The sequence below is a fragment of the Bartonella sp. B1098 genome (assembly GCF_944896145.1).
Lineage (GTDB): Bacteria > Pseudomonadota > Alphaproteobacteria > Rhizobiales > Rhizobiaceae > Bartonella.
The window spans coordinates 159,357-184,912 of sequence record NZ_CALYLP010000004.1; the positions used below are offsets into that span (position 1 = coordinate 159,357).

Sequence of the window (25,556 nt, forward strand, 5' to 3'; positions counted from 1 at the left end):
TAATATAAGGAGAAGTCTTATGGCAAATATTATGCTATTTTACAAAGATATCACGCCAATCAATAAAGTTTCCCATAAAAATCTAAAATTTGCGCCACCAAGTGATATGTCTTTTGCCAAAGATACGCACTGGGTTCCTTTAGCAAGTACTGAATATTTTCAAGCAGCCCTAGACTATCCTATTTTGTTTATGTGCGCCGAAGATGAACAAAAAAAACGGCACTATACTTCCGCTGCCCTTGTTGGCCTTTCTAACGATGAAAATGACTATATCGCCTCTGATAAAAGTTGGAGAACCCATACTTATGTTCCTGCTTTTGTTCGTCGCTATCCTTTTGTTTTAGCACAAATTAGCAATGAAAAAGAACTTTCTGTTTGCTTTGATCAACAGTCAGGAATGTTTAATGAAGTCGCAGGAACAGAACTTTTTAATTCTGATGGCTCTATTTCTCCTTTTATGGAAGAACGTATTCGTTTTCTTGAAAGTTTTAAAATCGCGATGGAGAAAACCTCTGAATTCATTGATGCTCTTGTGGAAATGGATCTTCTCAGTCAAAAATCAATCAATGTGAAAAACGATCAAGGTCTCTCGGCGCAATTGGAAAATTTTTGGGTTGTTGACGAAGAAAAATTGAATAAATTATCAGCAAGCCAACTTGCAAAACTTCATAAAAATGGCTTTTTAGGGTTAATCTTTGCGCATTTGATGTCAACGCATAATCTTTTAAAAATACTCTCTCTCAAAGGTGAAAAGCAACTTATCAATCATGAAGAGAAACCCGAAAACAAGAATGGTCACATCAACGATGAAAAATCTACGAAGAAAGAAACCCTTAACTAGATAATGCCTATAAAAAACGATAAGAGAAAAGATGAAAATAGTCCTCTCATTCCAGCTGCCCATGCGGTTTTAACTGCAAGGAAAAACTGGTTAGAGCATCTTGTAAAAACCCGTCGTATGTCCGTACAAACAGCACAAGCCTATGAACGTGATACGCGGCAATTTTTATCTTTTCTCTGTCAACATTTAAGCCAAGCACCAACTTTCACAGATCTTGCTCATTTACGCGTCAGTGATTTGCGTGCTTATCTTGCTTATCGGCGTACAAACAATATCAGTGCACGCTCTTTAAGCCGTGGGGTAGCAGGCATCCGTTCTTTTTTCAAATACCTATCTCGCGAAGGAATCGTCAATATTCCCGCTGCTCAGCTTATCCGAAGCCCCAAACATCCAAAGTCGCTCCCAAAACCTTTAGCAATACAATCAGCTCTTCACGTCGTCCAACAAGAAAATCAGCTAGAAAACGAACCTTGGATTAACGCGCGTAACGCAGCTGTCCTTATGCTTCTCTATGGCTGTGGTATGCGAATATCAGAAGCCTTAAGCCTCACACCAGAACAATTTTCTGATCCTGAAAAAACAAGTTTATACATAACAGGAAAAGGGGGCAAAACACGCCTTGTCCCTCTCATCAAAATTGTTTACGAAGCTGTACACAATTATCTCAAATGTTGCCCATATCCTTTAAAAGATAACCAACCCATGTTTCGCGGTGCACGAGGTGGCCCCCTACAGCCGGCTATCATTCAGAAAACTGTACGCAACTTACGTGCAAGTCTTGGTTTACCAGAAACGGCCACCCCCCATACACTACGCCATTCTTTTGCCACCCATCTTTTATCACGGGGGGGAGATTTGCGAACGATTCAAGAACTTCTTGGGCATGCGAGTCTTTCTACCACACAAACCTATACCCATGTTGATACAGACCATTTGTTGGAAATTTATCAAAAGGCCCATCCTCGTTCTTAAAAACGCCTCATCAAAAAATTAAGTTGTTTCAACCTCAAGTGCCAAAGCATGGACACAAGTGGTTAACTCTTCTTGTAAAACTTTATAAATCGCTCGATGGATTTCTACGCGCGTCATCTTGGAAAAAGAAGAAGATAAAATTTTCACGCGAAAATGTGTTTCTCCTTTACCATCAAAAGCATATTCATTATGAGGATGTCCCTCATGAAGATGGCTCTCATTAATCACTTCAAGTTTCTGCGGATGAAAAGCATCCTGAAGCTTTTTCTTGATGATTGTTTCTATAGACATTTTTCATTCCTTAACAAAATGAAAGTGTAAGAATACACCTTTTTCATAACCAAATAAGTGTGAAAACAAATTTTTTAAAAGTCAATTCTTGTAAAATTAACCAATTTTGCATAAACCAATAATATGGCAATAACATCTAAATTATTCGATTCAATTCGCATAAGCTCAAATAAAAAACAAAAATCTGAGCCAGAAGCGCAACAGTGTCAGTGGAAAGGGTGTGAAAAGACAGGAACCCATAAGGCACCGGCAGGTCGAAATCACGAAGGACAATATCTACATTTTTGTATTGAGCACGTGCGTGCCTATAATAAAAATTTTAATTACTTCTCGGGTCTTAGCAATCAAGATATCGCAAAATTCCAAAAGGATGCTCTCACAGGGCATCGCCCAACATGGCCGACAGATCTTAGCAACGGCACAGCGAAAAAAACTGCTGCCAATTATGCAAAGATTCGCTCTGGAACAGCGGCCTATCAAAATCGTATGTGTGATCCCTTCATGCTTTTTACTGAGCGTCGTTCAAGCAATAGTTTCTCACGAAAATTAAAACCCTTAGAAGCAAAAGCTTTTGATACATTAGGACTACAAGCAAACGCTTCAGCAGAAGATATCAAAATGAAATATAAAGAGCTGGTAAAAAAGCATCATCCTGATTCCAATGGGGGTAATCGCGCTTCTGAAGAGCGCTTTCGCGATGTTTTACATGCTTATAATTTACTCAAAAAATCTGGTTTATGCTAAAAAATACGCATTGATGCGAACCCATTCTCATTGAGATCATCACTCTTTGCATAAAAACATTCTTATCTTCACACAATATGATAGAATAGATGAAAACGATTTTCCTTCATCTCTAAGGCTCTCGTTAGAGCATTGCATAAATGCTCTAACTCTTGTATCGTTTTCTCATGAAATAAATAGCGTTCTTTCCCTGCCAGAAACATCATGACAAATCTTAACCTTGAAAATACACCCGATATTACCCTTTGTGCTCGTGGCCTGTTTCATATTGAAACAGATATGAAAATTCCTGCTTTTAGCACAAAAAGTCCGCATGTTCCTGATATCGATCCCGATTATCTTTTTGATCCGCAAACAACTTTAGCGATTCTTGCAGGTTTTACTTTTAACCGTCGTGTCATGGTTTCCGGCTATCACGGAACAGGCAAATCAACGCATATTGAACAAGTTGCTGCCCGTCTCAATTGGCCTTGTCTTCGCATTAATCTCGACAGTCATGTAAGTCGTATCGATCTTGTAGGAAAAGACGCGATTGTTTTAAAAGATGGCTTACAAGTCACTGAATTTAAAGAGGGCATTTTGCCATGGGCTTATCAAAATAATATTGCTCTTGTTTTCGACGAATATGATGCAGGGCGTCCTGATGTTATGTTTGTCATCCAACGTGTTCTTGAAACCTCTGGCAAACTCAGCTTACTTGATCAAAGCCGCGTTATCTCTCCTCACCCAGCATTTCGCCTTTTTGCAACAGCCAATACCATTGGCCTTGGCGATACAACAGGGCTTTATCATGGTACCCAACAAATCAATCAAGCCCAAATGGACCGCTGGTCTATTGTAACGATACTTAATTATTTACCCCATGATAAAGAGGTTGATATTGTTTGTTCAAAGGTCAAACCTTTTCAAACGGCTGAGGGAAAAAAGACAATTTCACAAATGGTTCACGTTGCTGATATGGTCCGCCAAGCTTTTATTAATGGAGATCTTTCAACAGTCATGAGCCCACGCACTGTCATTACTTGGGCAGAAAATACCACAATTTTTCAAGATATCGGCTTAGCCTTTCGCTTAACCTTTCTCAATAAATGTGATGAACTCGAACGTGCCACTGTCGCAGAGTTTTATCAACGCGCCTTTGGACAAGAGCTTCCCGAATCACTTATGCAGGGTGTCTTGTCTTAAAGGAATATGTCAATTATGGCGATCGCCCCTGACAACAACAGCAAAAATCAAACAAACAATCCTCCCCTCAATACGCTTGATAGTGGAGCGTTTAAGAAAGCTCTTTCCACTTGTATGCGTGCCATTGCCGGGACATCCCACCTCGAAGTTTCTTTTAGTCATAACCGACCATCTCTGAGTGAAAATTGTGCACGTTTACCAGAATTACCACACCATGCTACGGATAAAGATATCACCATTACCCGCGGCTTAGGTGATTCCATGGCTCTGCGCAAAGCATGGCATGATAAGCGCATTCACATGCAATTTTCTCCGCTAGTATCAGAAGCGCAGGCTATCTTTGATGCCCTCGAACAAACACGTGTTGAAGCAATCGGTACTTTAGCCATGGAGGGGCTGGCAAAAAACCTTGATGCCATGCTCGCCGATAAATACAAAAGAGCCCATTATGAAAAGATTAACAACCAAAGTGAAGCCCCTATCCAAGAAGCGGTTGCCCTTTTATTGCGCGAAAAAATAACAAAGCGCGCAGCTCCAAAAGAAGCAGGCCCCGTCTTAGAATTGTGGCGCCAAGAACTTGAACAAAAAGCCGCAGCAGAACTCAATGAACTCACACATCATATTTATAATCAACAGGCTTTTGCACAGATCGTTCGCCAAATGCTTGCTACACTCAAAATGACAGTGCAACAAGATGAAACTCCTGACAGTGAAAACAATAAAAAATTAAAAAACGAATGTGAGCCTCAAGATCAAACAGAAGAAGAAAGTAAAAATAAAAAACACGCTCACAGTGAAGAACAAACCAGCACTGAACAAGAAAGTGATGGTCAAGAAGAAGGAAAAACACAAGCAACACAAACAAACGACAATGATCAAGCTGACGGCGAGGAAAAAAATGACCCTTGGCAAGAAAAGCCGCGCAAACCCAAACATCTTTTTTCCGATTCAGAACAAATGGAAAAACTTGGCAATTATAAAATCTTCACCCGTCAATTTGATGAAATTTTGGAAGCAACTGATTTTTGTTCTGAAAACGAATTAGATCACTTACGCCGTTGTCTTGATAAGCAAATTCATCATCTTCAAAACATTGTTGGACGTTTAGCCAACCGTCTCCAACGCCGCCTTATGGCACAACAAAATCGCAACTGGAACTTTGACCTTGAAGAAGGATATCTCGACACCGCAAAGCTTCCACGCCTGATTATTGATCCCATGCAGCCCCTTTCTTTTAAAATGGAAAGTAACACCCAATTTCGAGATACGGTTGTTTCACTCCTCATTGATAATTCTGGTTCAATGCGCGGACGCCCCATTAGCGTTGCCGCAAGTTGTGCTGATATTTTGGCACAAACGCTTGAGCGTTGTGGTGTCAAAGTTGAAATTTTAGGGTTTACCACCAAAACTTGGAAAGGGGGGAAATCACGTGAAAAATGGCTGGAGCAACATAAACCTCATCATCCTGGACGCCTGAATGATTTGTGTCATATCATCTATAAAAGTGCTGATACCCCATGGCGTCGCGCACGCCGCAATCTAGGTTTGATGATGCAAGAAGGATTACTCAAAGAAAATATCGACGGGGAAGCTTTAATTTGGGCGCATCAACGCCTTTTATCACGGCGTGAACAACGTCGCATTCTCATGGTCATCTCTGATGGTGCCCCTGTTGACGACTCAACACTATCGGTCAACGCCAGCAATTATCTAGAAAAACATTTACGCGCAGTGATTCAAGAAATTCAAACCCATTCCCCCATCGAACTCATTGCTATTGGCATTGGTCATGATGTCACCCGTTATTATCAACGTGCTGTAACAATTATGAATGCCGAAGAGCTTGCAGGTGCCATAACAAAACAACTAGAGGCACTTTTTAGTGATAAAACACCACAAACTTTATGAGAAATAAACCCGCCTTAAATCAGCCATACAGCAATCTATTGATTTATCATCATGCATCGAGCGTTATTCAACTTAAATAAGAATCCTAAACGCCGTAAAATTCTTTCATTTCAAATCTGTCCCCCGTTAAATCAAGTAAAATCATTTTCCTGCCCATAACAAGCGATGCTAGAAAGCATAAGTCTATTTAAAAAACATTTCACGTTACTTCCAAGTTTATTTCACAAAAGCACCTATGAATGATATTGCAGTATCACCATCTTTACGCTCCATAAAAGACAAAACAGATACCATTATTCTGCTTGGCCCCCTGATATCGCAACAAACCTTGACATTTAAGATGATTCATGAAGGGACTTCCCCCACTTATCATATGCAAGAGAGAGACTTTTATTGAAACAATATAAGAAGATTTACAATACGTAAAAGTTATATGCGGCTTCTCGCCATGTTGCAAAATGATGAATTATCCTCATAACTTCAATAAATTAACAACACACAACTGAAGTTTCTTTTACATCAATATGGTCTATAAGAAGGTGTTTTTAACCTCTTTCAAAGAGTGTTAATCGATCTATTTTTTATGAAAGCCTAAACAAATAATTTTTATTACTTCCTCACAAAAAGGGACTTGAAAGAAGAGCCTCTCCCTTTAAACCATGAAGCGATAAAATTTCTCAATCAACGATGCTATCGCATGCGTAACATAACGGAAATTTTCTCAAAGTTTAAAGAAAACAAAAAACAAAGGTTATTACTTGTTACAAGCAAAAGAGGAATTACCCTTTGCATGACTTTGGTAAAGAGGGAGTTTCACAATGTTAAGAATTGTTCCATAAGGAATCAACATCAACAGGCTCATAATAATTTTTACGGAGAAATCGCCAAAAGCAAGCGAGAGCCAAACTGGCATGCCTATCCCTCCCAAAACAGTACTCTCCACCAGTGAACTATCAGCATAGCCTGTTAGTTTATCAAGAAGAGCAAAAGAGCTCGAAAAAGCAAGAGAAAAAAACAACACCGTATCCAACGCTGAACCAACTAACGCCGCTGCTAAAGGTGCTTTCCACCATGTTTTCCGTCGCAAAGGCGTAAAAACAACAATATCAAGGAGTTGGCCAAATAAAAATGCCAAACTAGAAGCAAGAGCAAGCCGCGGTGTTGCCAATATCCAAGAAACAAAAACACCGGCAAAAAAACCAGCATAAACCACACACCGCGCAGCAGATGGGCCATAAAAACGATTGGTCAAATCATTGATGAGAAAAGCAAATGGATAGGTAAAAGCCCCATAAGTCAAAAGCTCATTTAAATCAAACCAATAGACGGGATATTGAACCAAAATATTAGAGGCAGTGACCGCAAGGCACATCGCTAAAATAGAAAAAACAACATATCTTCTCTTTTGCTGTTCTAATAAAAGACCGCTGGAAAACATTTTTTTAACCTGGGGTATGGAACCAATAAAATAATAGAGTGATCAAAGAGAGAAAAGCCCCAAAAGCGAACTTCTAGAATAAAGATCGGTGATTAGAGCATCAATCCACCAAAGATAATGATACGAATAATCACGCCACAACAATCACGCTGCTTGCTCAGCTTTTTTCTTAATGATTTGGCGTTTTAACAAACGCGCACGTTGCGACAATTCTTTATCGTCTGCCTTGACCAAAAAGCCATCAAGACCACCACGATGCTCAACAGAACGCAATGCATTTGCTGAAATACGCAAGCGATAACTTTGCTGCAACACTTCTGAAATTAATGTCACATTGCAAAGATTTGGCAAAAAACGACGCCGAGTCTTATTATTCGCATGGCTAACATTATTACCATACAGAACCGTTTTCCCTGTCAATTCACATGCACGAGACATAAACTTCACCTTTAAACTCTAAGAAACTTTCAAATCCCTATACCCCAAAGACACAATGAATGCAAATCGCGCATAATGCGACCTTGAACGGGCATCATTGGGAAGTTTCTTTCTAATAGGGGCTCGACAACAAAAGGTCAAGTCTTTTATAAAACCTTTTTCATCTCTTGGCTGGCTCATCCTTCATCTTTTTCCAAAATCAAGGCGTGCAAATTCTGCTAAAAAGCGTAGAAAATGCTTTTTTTAAAGGCATATCATGTTAGAATGGAAATCTATTGTCCTGAAAGGAAGCATACATCATGAGCAAAAAATCCCCCCCCATGACAAAGCTTCAGGAAAATTCTTGCCGTTTTTCTTCTTTCTTGTTTGGAACTTTATGCATTTGTTTTTTCTTTCTCTTTAGTGCATTAGGCATATGGCAAATACAACGGTTAAACTGGAAAACAAATCTTATCACCAGTGCCAATCAGCGCGTTCACTTATCCCCCATAAAAGCCCCCCAAAAAGATCAATGGGCTGAGGTTACTTTTGAAAAAGATGAATATCGACCGGTTGTGATCACAGGAAATTTTTTAAAAAATAAAAATATTTTGGTCACGGCTGCTGCTCAAAACACCACGGGTTACTGGGTTTTGACTCCTTTACAAACCGCTGACAACACACTGACCTTTATCAACCGTGGCTTTATCCCTATGGACGAACGTAACAATTTTCAACACTCAGATCCATCGCATACATATGCCTCACCTCAGCAAGATTCTACCACAAACACAGAACAAACGACAATTATCGGTTTATTACGCATGAGTGAAAAAAATGGATTTTTTCCACGCAAAAATAATCCTGACAAAAATGTATGGTATACGCGTGATCTTCCCGCTATGGCAGAAAAACTTGGGTTAACCACTGTTGCCCCTTATTTTATTGATGCCAGAAAAACATCTCCACAAACAAACCTTCCCGTTGCTGGTCTTACGATGATCCATTTTCGAAACAATCATCTTGTTTACGCAATCACGTGGTTTATTTTAGCTGCTGGTATGTTAGGCGCTTTTATCTTTCTGCTACGACACAAAGATTAAAAAATAACAAGATCAATACTTCCTTCCTCTCACATGCCAAGTATTGTTAAAGCAAGCGCTATTAAAGTATAAAGAGAATGAGCGTCCCACCCTCGCACCTTTAATTACAGATCATGGACATACAATGGGTCTATACCATTCACGAAGAATTTACACGACACTCTTCACAAGACAACCATAAAATGAAAGTTGATTCATTGAAAAATGCTTACTTTAAAATAAACGCGCGTGAATGCACACTGTAATAGCATTTTATTTTGCATGAAAAGCGTAATCTCATTAAAAAGGCAATACCCAAAAATATGGAGCAATACGTCATTTCGACTCTTAAAAAAACATTCTATTAAAAACATTGTCATCAATGCTTTTACAAAAATATAAAAATTAAAAATGACAAGAAAGATGAGCACGCATTTCCATTGTCACAATTTCATATTCTTGCCGGTTATGCTCTGTTTCTAAAGGTAACTCAAACGGGTATATGAAATATTCTGGCCTTCATCGCACATACAAAAGCGAATACAACAAAAACGTATGGAAACGTTTTGTGTTTCAAACCTGCTATGAAGATGAGATATTGAGTTATAAGCAACAAAAAATATTTGAATGTGTCAATGAGACTTTTATCCCTATTACAACACCTCCAATGATGGCATTTTACAGTATAAGAAAAAAGGAGAGTCATCGTCTATTTTAAAAAGACAGTTTATCCTTTTAGTGTATTTTGCTAAAGGCTTGTGCTATAAATGTATAAACTTGTTTTGCTGAAATTTTAACTCTTTCATTTTTAAGGCTTCTGTTATGGGCGTTGTTGCCAAAAATTTTCCCATACCTGATCTTCATCGGGTTCGTCGTGTTCTTCTTTCTGTATCTGATAAAACGGGGGTAGTTGCCTTTGCAAAAGCCCTTTATGCAACTTACAATGTTGAATTGATTTCAACAGGAGGAACAGCCAAAACTCTCATAGCTGCTGGTTTACCTGTAAAAGATGTTGCTGAAGTTACTGGATTTCCTGAAATAATGGATGGACGTGTAAAAACACTCCATCCTTTGATTCATGGCGCTTTGTTAGGGGTAAGAGAAGATCCTAGCCATAGGGAAGCTATGAAAAAAAACAACATTCATGGAATTGATCTCTTGGTGGTAAATCTTTATCCTTTTGAAGAGACACTCCTATCGGGAGCTGATCCACAAACGATTCTTGAAAATATTGATATCGGTGGACCAGCGATGATTCGCGCTGCGGCAAAAAATTATGCTTATACCGGTGTCGTAACAGCAATAAATGATTATGATTCGATTCTTGAGGAATTAAAACAGCATAACGGATGTTTAAGCTTATCCATGCGCCATCAGTTGGCAATGCGTGCATACGCGCACACCGCTGCTTATGATACGGCAATAGCAGCATGGTTTGCACGGGATTTAAAAATTGAAACACCATCATGGCAGAGTTTTTCTGGTCATCTTGAAAGTGTTATGCGCTATGGGGAAAATCCACATCAACAGGCAGCATTTTATCGCAATAATGAAAAACGTTTTGGCGTTGCAACAGCAAAACTTTTACAAGGCAAAGCGCTCTCTTATAACAATTTGAATGATACAGATGCAGCCTTTGAGCTCGTAGCAGAATTTGATCCGCACAAAACCGCTGCTGTTGCTCTTATTAAACATGCCAATCCTTGTGGTGTTGCGGAAGGGAAAAATTTGAAAGAAGCTTATTTGAAAGCTCTTATGTGTGACAATGTATCGGCATTTGGTGGAATTGTTGCTTTAAATCAACCCCTTGATGAGGAATGTGCAGAAGAGATTGTTAAAATTTTCACGGAAGTAATTATTGCGCCTGACGCGACAATGGCAGCACGTGAAATTATTGCCAAGAAAAAAAATCTTCGTTTGCTCATTACAGGTGGCATTCCTGATCCCCGTTGTGAAGGACTTCTTGCAAAAACACTTGCGGGAGGCATTTTAGTGCAATCACGTGATAATGTGGTGGTTGATGATCTTAAATTGCAAGTGGTAACCAAACGAGCACCAACTCAAGATGAAACGCGTGATCTTCAATTTGCTTTTCGTGTAGCAAAACACGTTAAATCAAATGCTATTGTATACGCGAAAAATAGTGCAACAGTTGGCATTGGGGCTGGACAAATGAGCCGCATCGATTCAGCAAAAATTGCTGCAAGTAAAGCAGCAGAAAGTGCAAGGAGAGCAGGCTTAACAGAAACGCTCACAAAAGGATCAGTGGTTGCATCCGATGCATTTTTTCCTTTTGCAGATGGTTTATTAGCAGCAGCTGAAGCGGGGGCAACTGCCGTCATTCAACCAGGAGGTTCCATGCGTGATGAAGAAGTTATCACGGCTGCGAATGAACAGGGTTTAGCGATGATTTTTACAGGAATACGACACTTCCGTCATTAATATAATTTGGATGATTTCCTCTTCATATAAGACAAGCATTTCAAGAGATTTTTCTTAAATCGTATATCGATCGATAACCGTTGAAATAGGAGCAGTGATTCAATCTGGAGAATCTGCACGTGATGAAGAAATTATCACCGCAAAAAATGCACATAATTTAGCCATTATTTTAGGAATAAAATATTACCGTTATTAATAGCTTTAAGAGTGGCCCTTTTACATGAGACATGTGTTAAAGGGATTTTTTTGTATGTAGATGCATACCTGTTATGACATTATATCACAACTATTTTTAGTAATATGCTCTATTCTTAAACTAAAGAGTGTAACAAAGTTTGAGTACAGGATATGAATATTCTACGTTCTTATAGTAATTGGCGCCGTTATCGCCGAACCGTTAATGCGTTAAGTCATCTTTCAATATATGAACTCAATGACCTTGGCATTTGTCGAGGTGATATTGATTCAGTTGCGTGGCGCTATTCGCGTAAATCTTTCTAAGAGTTGTTTGAAGCATATTTGAGGGAGTGTTTTGCTATAAAGAAACGAGCATTTTGAGGGTTGGTGGTTATGACGTCGTTTTTAGTATAATAACACTTTGATAATGACACAAAGCAGAAAAGATTTTTCCCGAGTGCTTTAGTGTAATGTTGTTTCTTGAATTCTCAATGTTTCTATGATGGGCGACTTTTGATTTATCAAGAATGTGCATTATTTTGCGTATTTGATGAAAGATTCTACTGGAGGAGTGTCTTATTCTAAATCTATTTATATTGGATCAACTATAATCCTGTCTCTTGCACATTACCAAGCGAGTAGCGTGGTGTATGGAGTAAAATTGCACAAAAAGGAATTAAAAATACCTATAATGAACCGTCTCAAACGCCAAAGAGAGTGTTGCAACATTAAAAGTAGCTCTAGGTGTGTGATGGTACCAGCGTATTACTCTATAAGCAGCCATAATGTGATCAAAACCAAGAATATTGATCACGATAACACCCCCCAGAACTTTTTGAAGATAAGCAACCGTTTAATTTTCTCTTAACATCTTTAAAGAATGAAGATTCTTAAAATCAATACCAATCTGTCAATAATGGTCTGTCAACACCCCCGTTTTCGCTAGAGCACTCGCTCTTAGCACTAGCACATGAGATTCTATAGGCAAAATTTGCCTCAAAATATTCATCCCACACACTTACAAAAAATACTTCCGTGTATAAAAATTTACACAATCCTTCAATAGGATATATCCCCAATAAACGATGATATTTTAGGACACGAAAATAAAACGCAATAGACGATAAGAACAATGTTTTGATTGTTTATCAAACGGCTTTACGAATAAAACGCCAGCGAACCTTTTCCTGAAATGCAGGGCGAAAATATAAAACGATCTGCTGTGTCCGTTGTGGACCTGCTAATTCCGCAAAATCAACCGAATCTTCAAGATAAATATCCGCATCAGGTGAAATAAAATACCATACTTGCTCGCCCGCTACGTGTTCGTTCTTTACCGCTAAACACACACGCTCACCATCATAGTTAACGTCAACTTGTGGATGAAGATGAAACCGAACAGCAACATGATCTTGTTCACTTTGCGCCCTTTTATGTTTTTTCCCTTCTTTATTGGGCATAAAAAAGCGATCAAAACCTTCGATCATATCTCCACTCGTCGCCAAAATAAGACCACGCTCATGAATAAGATTAAAGGATCGCACATAACCATTATGGCTTGCAATAAAACCTGTTTTCTCTGAATCCTCTATACGGTGCACTTGAACTTCCCTGGGTCCATCACATAAAAGAGAAGCGCCATTTTTCTTTTTTTTGTAAAAAACGCCCACCGAACAATCATTAAGCGTCGCTGTTGAATGGGCAGCAGTAACACGCCCTAAATGTCGATAGTCCTCCCGCCCATCAGGATTAACACCAGTATTGATAATAAAACGGTGTCCTTGTGAAGACATTTCAAAAGACAAACATCCCGAACAAGCTTGCTGTGCTACAAAGCGTGGTGGAAATTTTCCCGTATCGGCAAGAATTGTTGTTTGATTGGCTTTTAAGCGCTGAAATCCTGAATAACGCGCACAACTAAAAGGATGCCCTCCTGTCTCATCAAGCTCCAAAAGTGTTGACAACCGTTCCGACACGAGGGGACCAACCCCATTAAAATGCGCCAATGTTCGATCCTCATGGATAAAGAATCGCAAAGCTGGCAACATGCGCTCAACAGAATCAATCAAAATACGGGGTGCTGTTTCATTACTTCGCATAAAAAGGCAACGTAAAGATAATAAATCTGATAATAAATTAAGCAAAATGATAGGACTACGGGAAATATGCCCACCATCAAGCAAAATCTGAAGCGAAAGCTCTTCTATAAGCGTGGTTTGGACCTTTTTTTTCACGGCTGCAGAAACAGGCAAAGCAAGAGATGCAAACGTCAAAGCTGTTGCTGCTTGTAACCGTTGATCATTGTGCTCCATACTGCAAATTGTTACGCGCAAATAACGGAATTGCAAACCAAGTGCACGTAAAAAGCGTTTTTCAAACCGCTCGCTTGCCCCTTCTAACAACATTTTTGAGTGACAAATCCACGAAATCAAACGCCGTGCGACAACAGGACCACTCCAAGCAAGCCCTTTTACCTTTTTACCAGCATGGTCCAGCCAATCTTCTAAAAGAGAACGTGCATGCGCTGCAGCTAAATCACTTTCTGCTGCTTCCATATGGCGCAACCAATGAAAATCATGCAGAGCCGCTTCCCATTCGGGCGTTGGCGCAACCAATGAAAAGAGTGAAACAGCACCAGAATGAACAATATGACCAGCAAAAGCAAAACGACCGTGATAAAATTCATGCGCCATCATCGGATCAGCCACATGCAAATCAATGGGATGGGCTAAAATTTTATGAGGACGAAACCCTGAAAAACGCCAACGAAACAATGGTCCAACCCATAAACGTCGCATAACATGCTGTAGCGTATCGATACAGGCTGCTATCTTTACCTGAGGAGCTTTTACCGCAATCGCCAAAATTCCATCTCCATCTATACTGAATCAAATACAATTTCGACCATTTTTGTAAATGAAGCGTTAATTAAGCAATTTTTCGTAAGCGCGCGGCAAAAAAACCATCCATTCCTAAAAAGGCAGTTGTCTCAGCATCAAAATTTTTATGACAAAAATCCGCCGGCGTCGTGCGCAACATCCCCTCACCAAGCAAATGCGCCAGTGCTCCCATTTCTTCTGGATCAATAGGGTCTAAAACAATATCATTGCGTGTTGATAAAATTTTCTCAATGAGATCTTCACCTTCTTCTCGCGCCAATGAACAATTGGAAAAAACAATCCGTCCTCCCTCCTTTACCAAGGCAATGGCGGCGATAAGCAAATCATATTGCAATGCCGCTAACTTGACAACATCATCCCTCGATTTCGTCCATAAAATATCGGGATGACGACGGATTGTTCCTGTAGAAGAACAAGGAGCATCAAGAAGAACCGCATCAAAAAGCTGTGTGGGATGGAAATTTCTCACATCCCCCTGCCAAATGTGAACGGAAAAATGCAGCCGTTCCATATTTTCTTTTAAACGCTTGATGCGGTTAGCAGAAAGTTCAATGGCTGTCACCTCTGCTCCCTGCAAAGCCAATTGTGCTGTTTTCCCCCCAGGACTCGCACAAAGGTCAGCAACATTTTTCCCCTGAAGCTCTCCTAGTAAACAGGCAGGTAACGCTGCGGCAAAATCTTGAACCCACCACGCCCCCTCACGATAACCCGGTAAATCAGAAACAGAACACGCCAAACGATTCAATCGAACAGATCCATTGGGCAACACCACACCGCCAAGCCTCTCAGCCCATCCAACACGATCAGACTTTACTGTCAAATCAAGCGGAGGCTCCACACTTTGAATTTCTATAATTTGACGTGCCTTCTCTATTCCATAAGCTGATACTAAAAGCTCTCCAAACCACGCTGGAACACCTTCAATGGTCGGAATTTGTTGGCGTAAAGATGCCGCCTCACGTGCAACATTGCGCAAAAGAGCATTTACCACCCCTGAAAAACGGCGCATACGAGGATCAAGTTTCGCCGCACGCACAGCTAAATCAATAGCGGCATGATCGGGAATATCAAGATAAAGAATTTGCGCCACACTGACATGCAAAAGATGCTGAAGTGACAATGCTTGTGAAGGCAAAGGGCGCGCTAAAAAGCGCGAGAGAGCCGCCGCAATCGGCCCCCGATGACGCAATGACGTTGTCAAAATAGCCCGACACAATAAACGATCTCGTTGTGAAAGCTTTAAATATTGTGGGTGTCCATGTTCATTATCCGTTAAACCAGAAAGAGGCGTATCCTTATCAACAACCGCCCCTAAAAGACGCACACACACCTGCCGAATAGCCAATCCTGGAACATCTTTTTCAGACACATGCCCCGCTTTTTTGTGTTTCAAAATAACACCTTTATATCACTGCTTCCTCAAGAGATCTCCTAGAAATCTCCTCAAAAACTCTATGAACGAGAACTTTTTGAATTTTCATAACGAAGCCAAGAAGGACGTTTTGTGACTCGCTGAAAAGTGTCATCTTCTTTCTCACCTGATGCATGAGCCTGACTGCGAAAATCTTCATAATTTTTCTCGTTGCTTTTTTTATTTATAGCGTCTTCTCTATTCCATCCGCCACTTTCAGCAAGAGCCCCTTTCATCTCTTCTGCTTGCCGATAAAGAGCAGCAATACGATTTGCCGTTGCTGGATGTGTTGAAAAAAGACTATCCGCTCCCTCACCGCGCAAAGGATTGATAATAAATAGATGCGCGGTTGCTGGATTATGCTCTGCTTCTTCATTGTAAACCCCATGCCCACCATCAGCAATTTTACGCAATGCCGAAGCTAACCATAAAGGATTACCACATATTTCAGCGCCTCTCCGATCCGCAGCATATTCACGCGTACGGCTAATGGCCATTTGCACGAGCATTGCAGCAAAAGGTGCCACGAGTAATGCAATAAATCCTCCAATTGCCCCCGCACCATGAGAATCCTCCGAAGAGCTACGCTGTCCTCCCATAAAAAAAGCAAAATTACCAAGCATTGAAATTGCCCCTGCAATCGTTGCTGTTAGAGTCATGGTTAAGGTATCGCGATGCTCAATATGTGCGAGCTCATGCGCCATAACGCCAGCAATTTCTTCTGCACTTAACCGCTCTAACAAACCACGACTCGCAGCAACAGCGGCATTTTGAGGATTACGTCCTGTTGCAAAAGCATTCGGCTGCGCGCTATCAAGCACATAAACCTTTGGTTGAGGAAGAGAAGCTTTTTTAGCTAAATCGCTTATGATTTTATAATAAACGGGTGCGGAATGCTGATCAACCTCACGCGCCCCGTACATACGTAAAACGATTTTATCTGAATTCCAATAAGAAAAAAAGTTTAAACCACTTGCCATTAAAAGAGCAATGACCATGCCACTGCCCCCTCCAACAAGATAACCAACCCCCATAAAGAGGGCCGTTAAAAAAGCCAAAAGCATGGCTGTACGCATTATGTTCATTACTCAAAAAACTCCATGATAAAAGTCTACCAATATTATATGATGGGGTTTTCTTTCTGCTTCTTCAATGGAATAGGTGTAAAATGAATAAAAAAGATGAAAAAACAAGCCCAAAAAATTCAACTATTGTTAAACAGCAATCTCTTCCTCCCGCAGCACAACGCGCCCTTAAAGAAGCTGAAGAAAGGCGAAAAGACGAAGCAAAAAAAGAACACCCGTTGGAAAACGGTGGACGCGGCGGCAAAGACCCTTCCCGCTATGGAGACTGGGAAATTAAGGGCCGCGCCATCGACTTTTAAAGCCATAGATTTTCAAAATTGAACTTTTAAAACAACCAACGCCATTTTAAATAAACATTCTTTTAAAGAAGATCCGTTTTTGATTGGCAAAAACGGATAATATTTATTCTCCTAGAATTTTTTTAAAAAGCGTTGATTAAACAATCATGCTTCTTATTCTGAAGCAGATTCTGCGTCAGCCGCAGCTGCTGCTTCCTCTGCTGCCTGCTTTGCTGCTGCTATACGTTCTTGTGCTTTTTTACCCGGTTCACCTTTATGTGGGTTATTGCGGGTTGGACGCTTTTTTAAGCCAGCGGCATCTAAAAACCGTAAAACGCGATCTGTTGGTTGAGCCCCTTGCCCAAGCCAATATTGGATACGTTCTTCATTAAGTTTCACCCTCGATCCATCTTTAGGCAACATTGGATCCCATGCACCAACACGTTCAAGAAATCGCCCATCGCGCGGACTACGAACATCCGCAACAACGATATGATAATAAGGACGTTTCTTTGAACCTCCACGGGACAAACGAATTTTCAATGCCATATTTTTCTCCTATTGTCAGCTCTGGCTTTCGTTTAAATTGACTTTTTTTGTTTTTTGCTCTTCAGCAATAACTTCATGATGACGCACAACTTCTTTAATAATAAACTTTAAAAATCTTTCAGCAAAATCAGGATCAAGATGACTTTCCATAGCCAATTGCCGCAAACGTGCGATCTGATGTTGCTCACGCAGAGGATCTACTTTAGGCAAATCATAACGGGCTTTTAAGTGCCCAACAGCCTTTGTACAACGAAAACGCTCTGCTAAAATATGAATCAAAGTTGCATCAAAATTATCAATAGATGCCCGTAAATGTGCCAATTCGTTTAATACTGTTTCCTGCATCACATTCCTTTCCCTCTTTGCATCTTATTTTTTCTTAAAATGCTGAGGAAGTTTCCCCCTATCGGCAATGCCATTGGAAAGACCAGGAAATGTAGGATCACGTCCGGGAAGTCCGGGCAAGACCTTCCCTCCATGGCCATTTTCAATCTGTTTTTGAAGCGTTGAAAGTTGCTTCAGATCCAATCCCGATAAATCAGGCACAGCTGAAGAATCTGCACCTCCTATCCCTCCAAAACCCATTTTGGAGCCAAGTCCTCCTAACATTTTTCCCATCAAACCACTTTTACCTTTACCACCCATGGCTTTCATCATATCAGCCATTTGGCGATACATCTTCAAAAGTTTATTAATATCAGCCGCCGTTGTCCCAGACCCCTTCGCAATTCGTTGTTTGCGGCTATGTTTTAAAAGCTCCGGATTCGCACGCTCCTGGGGTGTCATGGATGAAATAATAGCCAATTGACGATTAAACAAACGATCATCAAGACCCGCCGCCGCAATCTGCTCTTTCACCTTACCCAATCCTGGCAACATACCCATAATACCGCCCATTCCACCGAGTTTTTTCATTTTCTGCAACTGTTCTGCAAGATCATTCAGATCAAATTTTCCGGCCTGCATTTTTTTTGCAAAAGCAGCAGCTTTCTCATGATCCATTGTTTCAGCCGCTTTTTCAACCAAAGAAACAATATCGCCCATTCCGAGAATACGATCAGCAATACGACTGGGATGAAACTCTTCCAAAGCTTCTATTTTTTCACCAGTTCCAACGGCTTTAATTGGCTTTCCTGTCACAGCACGCATGGAAAGAGCTGCACCCCCACGCCCATCACTATCCATCCGTGTTAAAATAATTCCTGTAATCCCTACACGCTCATCAAAAGAACGCGCAAGATGAACGGCATCTTGCCCCGTCAAACTATCAGCCACCAACATAATCTCATGAGGAAGAGAACACGCTTTAATTTCAGCCAATTCAAGCATCAAAGCTTCATCAATATGATTACGTCCTGCAGTATCAAGAAGAAGCACATCATAACCGCCCAATTTAGCAGCTTGTACAGCACGTGCAGCAATATCAACGGGCAGTTGTCCGGCAATAATAGGCAAACTTGCAAGTTTTGCTTGTTCTCCCAACTGGCGCAATTGCTCCTGTGCAGCGGGACGACGTGTATCTAATGACGCCATGAGAACTTTTTTATTGTGTTTATCAATGAAACGTTTTGCAAGCTTTGCTGTTGTGGTTGTTTTTCCGGAACCTTGCAAACCAATCATCATGATAACAACGGGCGCTGGTGCATTCAAATCACTCAGAACGCTTTCATTTCCAAGAATACGAACCAATTCATCATGAACAATTTTAACCACCATTTGGCCTGGCTTAATTGATTTAACAATTTCAGCCCCAACCGCTTTTTCCCGGACCCTATCAGTAAAAGAACGAACAACATCAAGAGCAACATCAGCTTCCAATAAAGCGCGTCGAATTTCACGCAGCGCCTCTGCAACGTCTTGATCCGACAAAGCACCACGCCCCGTCAAATGAGACAGGATAGAACCAAGTCGCTCTTGCAAAGATTCAAACATTATTTACCTCATTGTTTCCGAACAAAGTTGCATAACAAACAAACCAAAAGAACATCCGAGAACGCATCGCGCCGTCGAATGTTGACCTCTGAGATCTCTTCATACCCTTAAACTGGGGTCTCAGCCGGTGGCTCCAAGTTAATTTTGTCACTGAAAGCTTGCTCCTTCAAACAATAAAACCCCAGCTTTGTCAAGTTTTATCATAAAATGTCTTTTTATACGAAGAAATAAAAACAGCAAATACTACATTTCAAAACTTTCAACTTCAACACACATAAAGCATCCTGTTTCCTGTTCCATATTCCATAATTTCCCGCTAAAGATATCAAACCAAACCCCATGCAATGTTAAAATACCTTGATCTTTTCGGAACTTTATCCACGGAAACGTCTCTAAATTTCTCAACGAATGGCGAATAGAAAGCTGCTCTAAAGCCGTTTGTTTTTCTGGCCAAGAGAGCGACTTATTATTCAAAACGATTTCTGCGGCTGGTGCTAAAAGACTAATCCATTGGCCAATAAAATCATTTGACGATAAAGATTTACACGTCTCCTTAAGAGCCGTAAGAACCCCTCCACAATGGGCATGCCCAAAAACGACAATATGTTTCACCTCAAGCAATTGTACGGCATATTCAAGAGCCGCTGATGTTGCATGATATTGGTTATCAGGAGAAAAAGGAGGAACCACATTTGCCACGTTGCGCAGGGTGAAAATTTCCCCTGGTTTAGCATCAAAAATCATTTCTGGGACAGCACGCGAATCACAACAAGCAATAACCAAAACTTCAGGTTTCTGCCCCTCAATTGCCAATTGCTGATAATCTGCTGTTTTATATAAAAAATGATTATTAATAAAGTTTTGGTAACCACTTAAAAGTCTTTCTGGTAAACAGGTCATTCTCTCTTTACTTCTAATTCTCTCTTTACTTTCATTTCGTATATTTAGAAAAACAAACTATTACCATACAAAAATACTAAAAAGTCCCTTTTGTTGGTGCAAAATATTTCTTTAAAGTGCAAATTATTACTAAAAAAGAGCAACAACAAAGTCATTCTTTTCAAATAAAGAGCTATTTTCTTTAAGAAGAAAGTGTTACAGTATAAAAAGATATAATGGTCTTCTTTTAATGTGAAGACAAGAAAAGACCTCTAAGAGCAAAAAGGGAGAGAAATGTGTTACAACAAAAAACAATAGAAACAAAAAACACACCAGACAAAATAGAAAAAATCCTTTTTGCTCAAACTGATAAAGAAGATATTGCTTATTACGAAAATGAAGAACTTCAAAAAGCCGCAGCCATCGCAGTAAAAGCTTTTAATCTCCATCAGGCAGGAAAAAATACTATTTGCTTTGAACAAAATTTAACCCGCAATAACAGACCTATAACTGTTATCACCCTTGTCAATGATAACAAACCTTTTCTTCTCGATTCTATTTTAAATCTCGTCAATCAACACAAAAACCATATTTATTTGATTGCACACCCTATTCTTGATTGTACTTCTGGAAAACGCATCAGTCTGATGCAAATTCACATCGAGTCTTTAAACAAACAGCAGATACAAAAACTTGAACATGAACTCACCTTAGTTCTTAAGCAGGTTAATGCTGCTGTACGAGACTGGAAACCTATGCTTGAAGAAGTTGAAAAGCATATTCATGCCTATCAAACAAGCCTTCCCTCACATTACAAACAAGAAGGCGAAAAGGCTATTGAATTTCTTCACTGGCTCACAGACGATAATTTCATCTTCCTTGGCATGCGCACTTACAACTTCATCAAAGATCAGAAACCTATAAAATCTTTTACAGCGAGTAACGTCGAACTTGGTATACTCGCGGATGCTTCTATTCATATTGTTGACGATGAAAGTATGAAAGAACCACCCCAGGAAGTCTTATCCTTTATGGAAAGTGATAACCTGTTCATTGTGACAAAAGCGAACAGCCGCTCCAAAATTCACCGTTCCGTTTGGCTCGATTATATTGGTCTTAAAATCTTTGATAAAGAAGACCAGCTCTGTGGAGAATTACGTATTGTAGGGCTTTTTACCTCTTCAGCTTATACACGCTCTATTTTGCAAATTCCTTTTTTAAAAGAAAAAGCCCAAACCATCATTCAACGCCTTGGACATAATCACGCTGATTATTCAGGAAAAGCCCTTATCAGTGTTTTAGAAACCTATCCAAGAGATGAAATGTTTCGTGTTGATGTTGATACACTAACAGAAAATGCCAAACTTATCCTGCAATTAGACGAACGTCCACGTTTGCGGGTGCTCGTCCACACTGATTCTTTTGGACGTTTTGTTTCCATCCTTGTCTATGTACCCCGTGACCATTACAGCAGCAGCCTCCGTGAAAAAGTTGGCGAACATTTTGTTGAACTTTACAAAGGCGACTTTTTTGAATCCTATCCGCTATTTCTGGAAAGCACTCTTATCCGTGTCTATTATATTATCCATCGCAAAGTAAGCGAAATTGTTCCACTTCACGAGCGCACCACACTTGAACAACATGTTCGTTCAATCGCACGAAGTTGGGAAGATAGTGTTCAAGCCATCGCCCTTACCCATAAAACAACAGAACCACAAACCCGTCTAGCCAGTGAATTTCCCAACAGTTATCGTGATTTATTCTCAACAGAAGATGCCATTAAAGACGCCGGACATATTCTCAGTCTTCATGATGATACCCCCCTTTTCGTGACCTTTTATCACGCGCAAAACAAAGAAAAACAGAACATTTCTCTTCGTCTCTTTCACCGCCATGAAGCCCTTGCTCTTTCCAAACGTGTTCCACTGCTTGAAAATATGGGATTTCGTGTTATTGCTGAACAAACCCTTGAATTACCAGATGGTAACGGGCAATCTGTATATCTTCATGATATGCAATTAGAGAGTACTTTCCAGCTCAGTCTCGATTTTGAAAAAGACGGTCAAAAGCTTGCCGAAACTTTTGAAGCCATTTGGGCACAAAATGCTGATAATGACGCCTTTAATGCCCTCACCCAAACAGCTGAGCTTGATTGGCATGAAATTGTTATTTTGCGCCATTACGGGCGCTATCTCCAACAAGCTGGAATTCCTTACTCGCAAGATCGTGTCGCCCAAACTTTAAATGCTTATCCTGACATTACCAAAGAGCTTTATGGTTTATTTCATTTAAAATTTCATCAAAGCCATACAGAAAAAGAACGAGCAAAAAACCAACAGATTATTCAAAGGCGCATTGAAGAAAAATTACAGAAAGTATCTGGTTTAGATGATGATCTTATCTTACGCCGGTATAGTAACCTTATCGATGCGAGTTTACGAACGAATGCCTTTACACCTCTTAGCGATGGCAGTCCACGGCGTATTTTAGCCACCAAATTAAATCCACGCCAAATTGAAGGTTTGCCTGAACCACGCCCTTATCGAGAAATTTTTGTTTATGGACCAGAAGTTGAAGGAGTCCATTTGCGTTTTGGACCTATCGCTCGTGGCGGAATTCGGTGGTCTGACCGCGCACTCGATTATCGCACTGAAGTGCTTAGCTTAGTCAAAGCCCAACAAGTTAAAAATGCAGTTATTGTTCCTGCAGGGGCAAAAGGTGGATTCTATCCCCATCGCCTTCCTCAAACAAGTGATCGTGCTGTTATCATAGAAGCAGCGCGACAAGCTTATACGGACTTTATAACAGCTTTGCTCTCCATCACAGACAATCTGGTTAACGGCAAAATAAGTGCGCCCCACAATGTCATCTGTCATGATGACCCTGATCCCTATTTTGTTGTTGCAGCCGACAAAGGAACAGCAACCTTTTCTGATACAGCCAACGCCATCAGCCAAGCAAACCATTTTTGGCTCGATGATGCTTTTGCCTCTGGCGGCTCAGCAGGTTATGACCACAAAGAAATTGGGATTACAGCGAAAGGTGCATGGGAAGCCGTTAAAAGACATTTCCGAGAATCATTTAATCAGGATATTCAAACAACGCCCTTCACCTGTGTCGGTGTTGGCGACATGTCTGGTGATGTCTTTGGCAATGGAATGCTCCTTTCCAAACAAACAAAATTGATTGCCGCTTTTGATCACCGCGATATCTTTATTGATCCAGATCCGAACATAGAGGAAAGCTATGCAGAGCGTGCACGTCTCTTCAAACTACCTCGCTCAAGCTGGCAGGATTACAACCAAAGCAAATTATCAAAGGGCGGTGGTATTTTCTCACGAAAAGAAAAAACCATTACGCTCTCCCCTGAAGCAGCAGGGGCTATTGGTTTCGAAAAACAAACAGGAACCCCCTTTGAAATTATCTCTGCTCTTCTCAAAGCCCCTGTTGATCTTTTATGGTTTGGTGGCATTGGGACTTACATCCGCGCCACAACAGAAAGTGATGCTCAAGTAGGTGATCGTGCAAATGATGCAATACGCATTACTGGAGAACAAGTGCGTGCAAAAATTATTGGTGAAGGGGCTAATCTTGGTGTTACGCAACGTGGACGGATTGAATATGTCTCAAATGGTGGTCGCTGCAATACGGATGCCATTGACAATTCAGCCGGTGTGAATTGTTCTGATATTGAAGTCAATCTCAAAATTGTTCTTGCATCAGCACTTCGTGCTAAAACACTCACCCACGAAGAACGCAATAAACTCTTGAAAAAAATGACTCCTCAAGTCGAACAACTCGTCTTGCGCAACAATTATCTACAACCCCTTGCTCTTTCTTTAGCAGAAAGCCAAAGCACTGCTGATTTACCCTATCAAATACGTTTTATGCATGATTTGGAACAAAAAAAGCTTTTAGATCGCAGAGTTGAAGTACTCCCTGATGAGCAAGTTTTACGGCAAAGAATAACCCAAGGCAAAGGTCTTATCCGTCCAGAACTCGCCGTTATTTTTGCCTATGCTAAATTAACGCTCAAAGAAGAAATTGCTCATAGCCCCATTGTTGATGATGACTATTTCAACAGAGCCTTGCTGAATTATTTTCCAACCCAAATTCAAGAAAATTTTGAAAAGGAAGTCATTAACCATCAATTGCGTCGTAATATTATTGCAACGCTGATTGCCAACGATCTTGTCAATCGTGGAGGTCCCACTTTTGTTAAGCAACTACACGATGCAACAGAACAAAAGACTGAAAATATTATTCGTGTTTTCATTGCCATCCGTGATGGTTTTGAAATTCCTCAACTATCTGATCAAATTGATAAGCTTGATAATAAAATACCCGGTCTTGTCCAAAACAAACTCTACGCAGCAATGACCCCAACGCTCTTTGAAACAACAAATTGGGGTTTACACAACATGGATCTCTCACGTCCATTAGAAGAAATTGTAGAAACAATAAAACAAGCCCGTAGTATTATTGAAAAAGAGCTTATGCATTCTCACGATAATGATATTAAGCAAAAGATTGAAGAAAAAGCACGACACTACAGTGAAGAAGGAGCACCAAAAGCATTAGCAAAACAACTGGCTATCTTGGAAGCCGCTCCAACCATCTGTGATATTTCTTTAATTGCAAAACAAAGCAACAGCGATCTTATTAAAACTGCAGAGATCTATTTCTCACTTGCGCAAATCATTCGTATCAACCGAATTAACGAAGCAAGTCGTATTATTCCTGTAGTAGATTATTATGACAGTATGGCTTTAAGCCAAGCCAAAGAAAGTATTTCCGAAAGCTTACGGCAAATCGTCATTAAAATTCTCAAAAATTATGGAAAAAAAGAGAATTCTTTTACCACTTGGAAAAAAACAGAAGAAGATCATATTCACAATGTCACAAACCGTATTAGTGCCCTTATTGAAAATGATCTCAATATTTCTCGTTTTACTTTTGCAGCAGGGTTGATTTCTCAACTGCAAAATACTGGCTTTCAAACTTAACATGACTATAAAACAATCC

General features: G+C 40.3%; 21 protein-coding genes. 10 read left to right on the forward strand and 11 right to left on the reverse strand.

Translation table 11 applies throughout. The features are described from left to right. The first annotated feature begins 19 nt into the window (after positions 1 to 19). Together NNJ85_RS08240 and NNJ85_RS08245 are read left to right on the forward strand one after the other, a co-directional pair. Positions 20 to 841: a SapC family protein gene (locus NNJ85_RS08240; RefSeq protein WP_254475135.1), complete on the forward strand. Its 822-nt coding sequence runs from the start codon at positions 20 to 22 to the stop codon at positions 839 to 841. A gap of 3 nt (positions 842 to 844) precedes the next feature. Beyond that, positions 845 to 1,813, forward strand: a complete 969-nt coding sequence (locus NNJ85_RS08245; RefSeq protein WP_254475137.1) for a tyrosine recombinase XerC — start codon at positions 845 to 847, stop codon at positions 1,811 to 1,813. An 18-nt stretch (positions 1,814 to 1,831) separates the two neighbouring features. Here NNJ85_RS08245 and NNJ85_RS08250 read toward each other — a convergent pair whose 3' ends face one another. Next, on the reverse strand, positions 1,832 to 2,104 hold the full coding sequence (locus NNJ85_RS08250; RefSeq protein ID WP_254475139.1) for a BolA family transcriptional regulator: 273 nt from the start codon (positions 2,102 to 2,104) through the stop codon (positions 1,832 to 1,834). Between the two features lie 123 nt (positions 2,105 to 2,227). Between NNJ85_RS08250 and NNJ85_RS08255 the strand changes: the two genes are divergently transcribed. From NNJ85_RS08255 to cobT, 3 genes are all read left to right on the forward strand, one after another. Beyond that, the gene (locus NNJ85_RS08255) at positions 2,228 to 2,848 is read left to right on the forward strand and encodes a J domain-containing protein (protein ID WP_254475140.1); all 621 of its coding nucleotides are present in this window, start codon (positions 2,228 to 2,230) and stop codon (positions 2,846 to 2,848) included. A 204-nt stretch (positions 2,849 to 3,052) separates the two neighbouring features. Further along, positions 3,053 to 4,033, forward strand: coding sequence for a cobaltochelatase subunit CobS (gene cobS, locus NNJ85_RS08260; RefSeq protein ID WP_254475141.1), 981 nt, complete (start codon positions 3,053 to 3,055; stop codon positions 4,031 to 4,033). 15 nt (positions 4,034 to 4,048) lie between these two features. Further along, positions 4,049 to 5,941 carry a cobaltochelatase subunit CobT gene (gene cobT / locus NNJ85_RS08265; RefSeq protein ID WP_254475142.1) on the forward strand — a complete coding sequence of 631 codons (1,893 nt, stop codon included), beginning with the start codon at positions 4,049 to 4,051 and terminating at the stop codon, positions 5,939 to 5,941. 754 nt (positions 5,942 to 6,695) lie between these two features. Here the strand turns inward: cobT and NNJ85_RS08270 are convergent. Then, entirely contained in the window at positions 6,696 to 7,379 is a 684-nt protein-coding gene (locus NNJ85_RS08270) for a VUT family protein (RefSeq protein WP_254475143.1), read from the reverse strand. A gap of 144 nt (positions 7,380 to 7,523) precedes the next feature. Next, positions 7,524 to 7,817, reverse strand: a complete 294-nt coding sequence (rpmB, locus tag NNJ85_RS08275) for a 50S ribosomal protein L28 (RefSeq protein WP_254475144.1) — start codon at positions 7,815 to 7,817, stop codon at positions 7,524 to 7,526. A gap of 299 nt (positions 7,818 to 8,116) precedes the next feature. Here rpmB and NNJ85_RS08280 point away from each other — a divergent pair, with 299 nt between their 5' ends. The 3 genes from NNJ85_RS08280 (at position 8,117) to NNJ85_RS08290 (ending at position 11,821) form a co-directional block, all read left to right on the forward strand. Beyond that, on the forward strand, positions 8,117 to 8,899 hold the full coding sequence (locus tag NNJ85_RS08280) for an SURF1 family protein (RefSeq protein WP_254475145.1): 783 nt from the start codon (positions 8,117 to 8,119) through the stop codon (positions 8,897 to 8,899). An 801-nt stretch (positions 8,900 to 9,700) separates the two neighbouring features. Further along, positions 9,701 to 11,320 carry a bifunctional phosphoribosylaminoimidazolecarboxamide formyltransferase/IMP cyclohydrolase gene (gene purH / locus NNJ85_RS08285; protein ID WP_254475146.1) on the forward strand — a complete coding sequence of 540 codons (1,620 nt, stop codon included), beginning with the start codon at positions 9,701 to 9,703 and terminating at the stop codon, positions 11,318 to 11,320. A 348-nt stretch (positions 11,321 to 11,668) separates the two neighbouring features. Continuing rightward, positions 11,669 to 11,821 (forward strand): DUF1127 domain-containing protein, encoded by a 153-nt coding sequence (locus NNJ85_RS08290; protein ID WP_254475147.1) that lies wholly within the window; start codon positions 11,669 to 11,671, stop codon positions 11,819 to 11,821. Positions 11,822 to 12,173: 352 nt separating this feature from the next. Here the strand turns inward: NNJ85_RS08290 and NNJ85_RS08295 are convergent, their stop codons facing one another. From NNJ85_RS08295 to htpX, 4 genes are all read right to left on the reverse strand, one after another. After that, positions 12,174 to 12,311: a hypothetical protein gene (locus NNJ85_RS08295; RefSeq protein ID WP_254475148.1), complete on the reverse strand. Its 138-nt coding sequence runs from the start codon at positions 12,309 to 12,311 to the stop codon at positions 12,174 to 12,176. 334 nt (positions 12,312 to 12,645) lie between these two features. After that, entirely contained in the window at positions 12,646 to 14,361 is a 1,716-nt protein-coding gene (locus NNJ85_RS08300; protein WP_254475150.1) for a heparinase II/III family protein, read from the reverse strand. A gap of 64 nt (positions 14,362 to 14,425) precedes the next feature. Beyond that, entirely contained in the window at positions 14,426 to 15,790 is a 1,365-nt protein-coding gene (locus tag NNJ85_RS08305) for an RsmB/NOP family class I SAM-dependent RNA methyltransferase (protein ID WP_254475152.1), read from the reverse strand. Positions 15,791 to 15,849: 59 nt separating this feature from the next. Then, positions 15,850 to 16,893, reverse strand: a complete 1,044-nt coding sequence (gene htpX, locus NNJ85_RS08310) for a zinc metalloprotease HtpX (RefSeq protein WP_254475153.1) — start codon at positions 16,891 to 16,893, stop codon at positions 15,850 to 15,852. A gap of 83 nt (positions 16,894 to 16,976) precedes the next feature. On the opposite strand from htpX, the gene NNJ85_RS08315 reads away from it, so the two are divergent. Continuing rightward, on the forward strand, positions 16,977 to 17,192 hold the full coding sequence (locus tag NNJ85_RS08315) for a DUF1674 domain-containing protein (protein ID WP_254475154.1): 216 nt from the start codon (positions 16,977 to 16,979) through the stop codon (positions 17,190 to 17,192). Positions 17,193 to 17,345: 153 nt separating this feature from the next. Here the strand turns inward: NNJ85_RS08315 and rpsP are convergent, their stop codons facing one another. From rpsP to NNJ85_RS08335, 4 genes are all read right to left on the reverse strand, one after another. Further along, the gene (gene rpsP / locus NNJ85_RS08320) at positions 17,346 to 17,720 is read right to left on the reverse strand and encodes a 30S ribosomal protein S16 (RefSeq protein ID WP_254475155.1); all 375 of its coding nucleotides are present in this window, start codon (positions 17,718 to 17,720) and stop codon (positions 17,346 to 17,348) included. 15 nt (positions 17,721 to 17,735) lie between these two features. Further along, the gene (locus tag NNJ85_RS08325) at positions 17,736 to 18,065 is read right to left on the reverse strand and encodes a chorismate mutase (RefSeq protein WP_254475186.1); all 330 of its coding nucleotides are present in this window, start codon (positions 18,063 to 18,065) and stop codon (positions 17,736 to 17,738) included. A 24-nt stretch (positions 18,066 to 18,089) separates the two neighbouring features. Continuing rightward, entirely contained in the window at positions 18,090 to 19,652 is a 1,563-nt protein-coding gene (gene ffh, locus NNJ85_RS08330; RefSeq protein WP_254475156.1) for a signal recognition particle protein, read from the reverse strand. A 243-nt stretch (positions 19,653 to 19,895) separates the two neighbouring features. Further along, the gene (locus NNJ85_RS08335; protein ID WP_254475157.1) at positions 19,896 to 20,552 is read right to left on the reverse strand and encodes a carbonic anhydrase; all 657 of its coding nucleotides are present in this window, start codon (positions 20,550 to 20,552) and stop codon (positions 19,896 to 19,898) included. A 275-nt stretch (positions 20,553 to 20,827) separates the two neighbouring features. Here NNJ85_RS08335 and NNJ85_RS08340 point away from each other — a divergent pair, with 275 nt between their 5' ends. Further along, on the forward strand, positions 20,828 to 25,537 hold the full coding sequence (locus NNJ85_RS08340; RefSeq protein ID WP_254475158.1) for an NAD-glutamate dehydrogenase: 4,710 nt from the start codon (positions 20,828 to 20,830) through the stop codon (positions 25,535 to 25,537). The last annotated feature ends 19 nt before the right edge of the window (positions 25,538 to 25,556 follow it).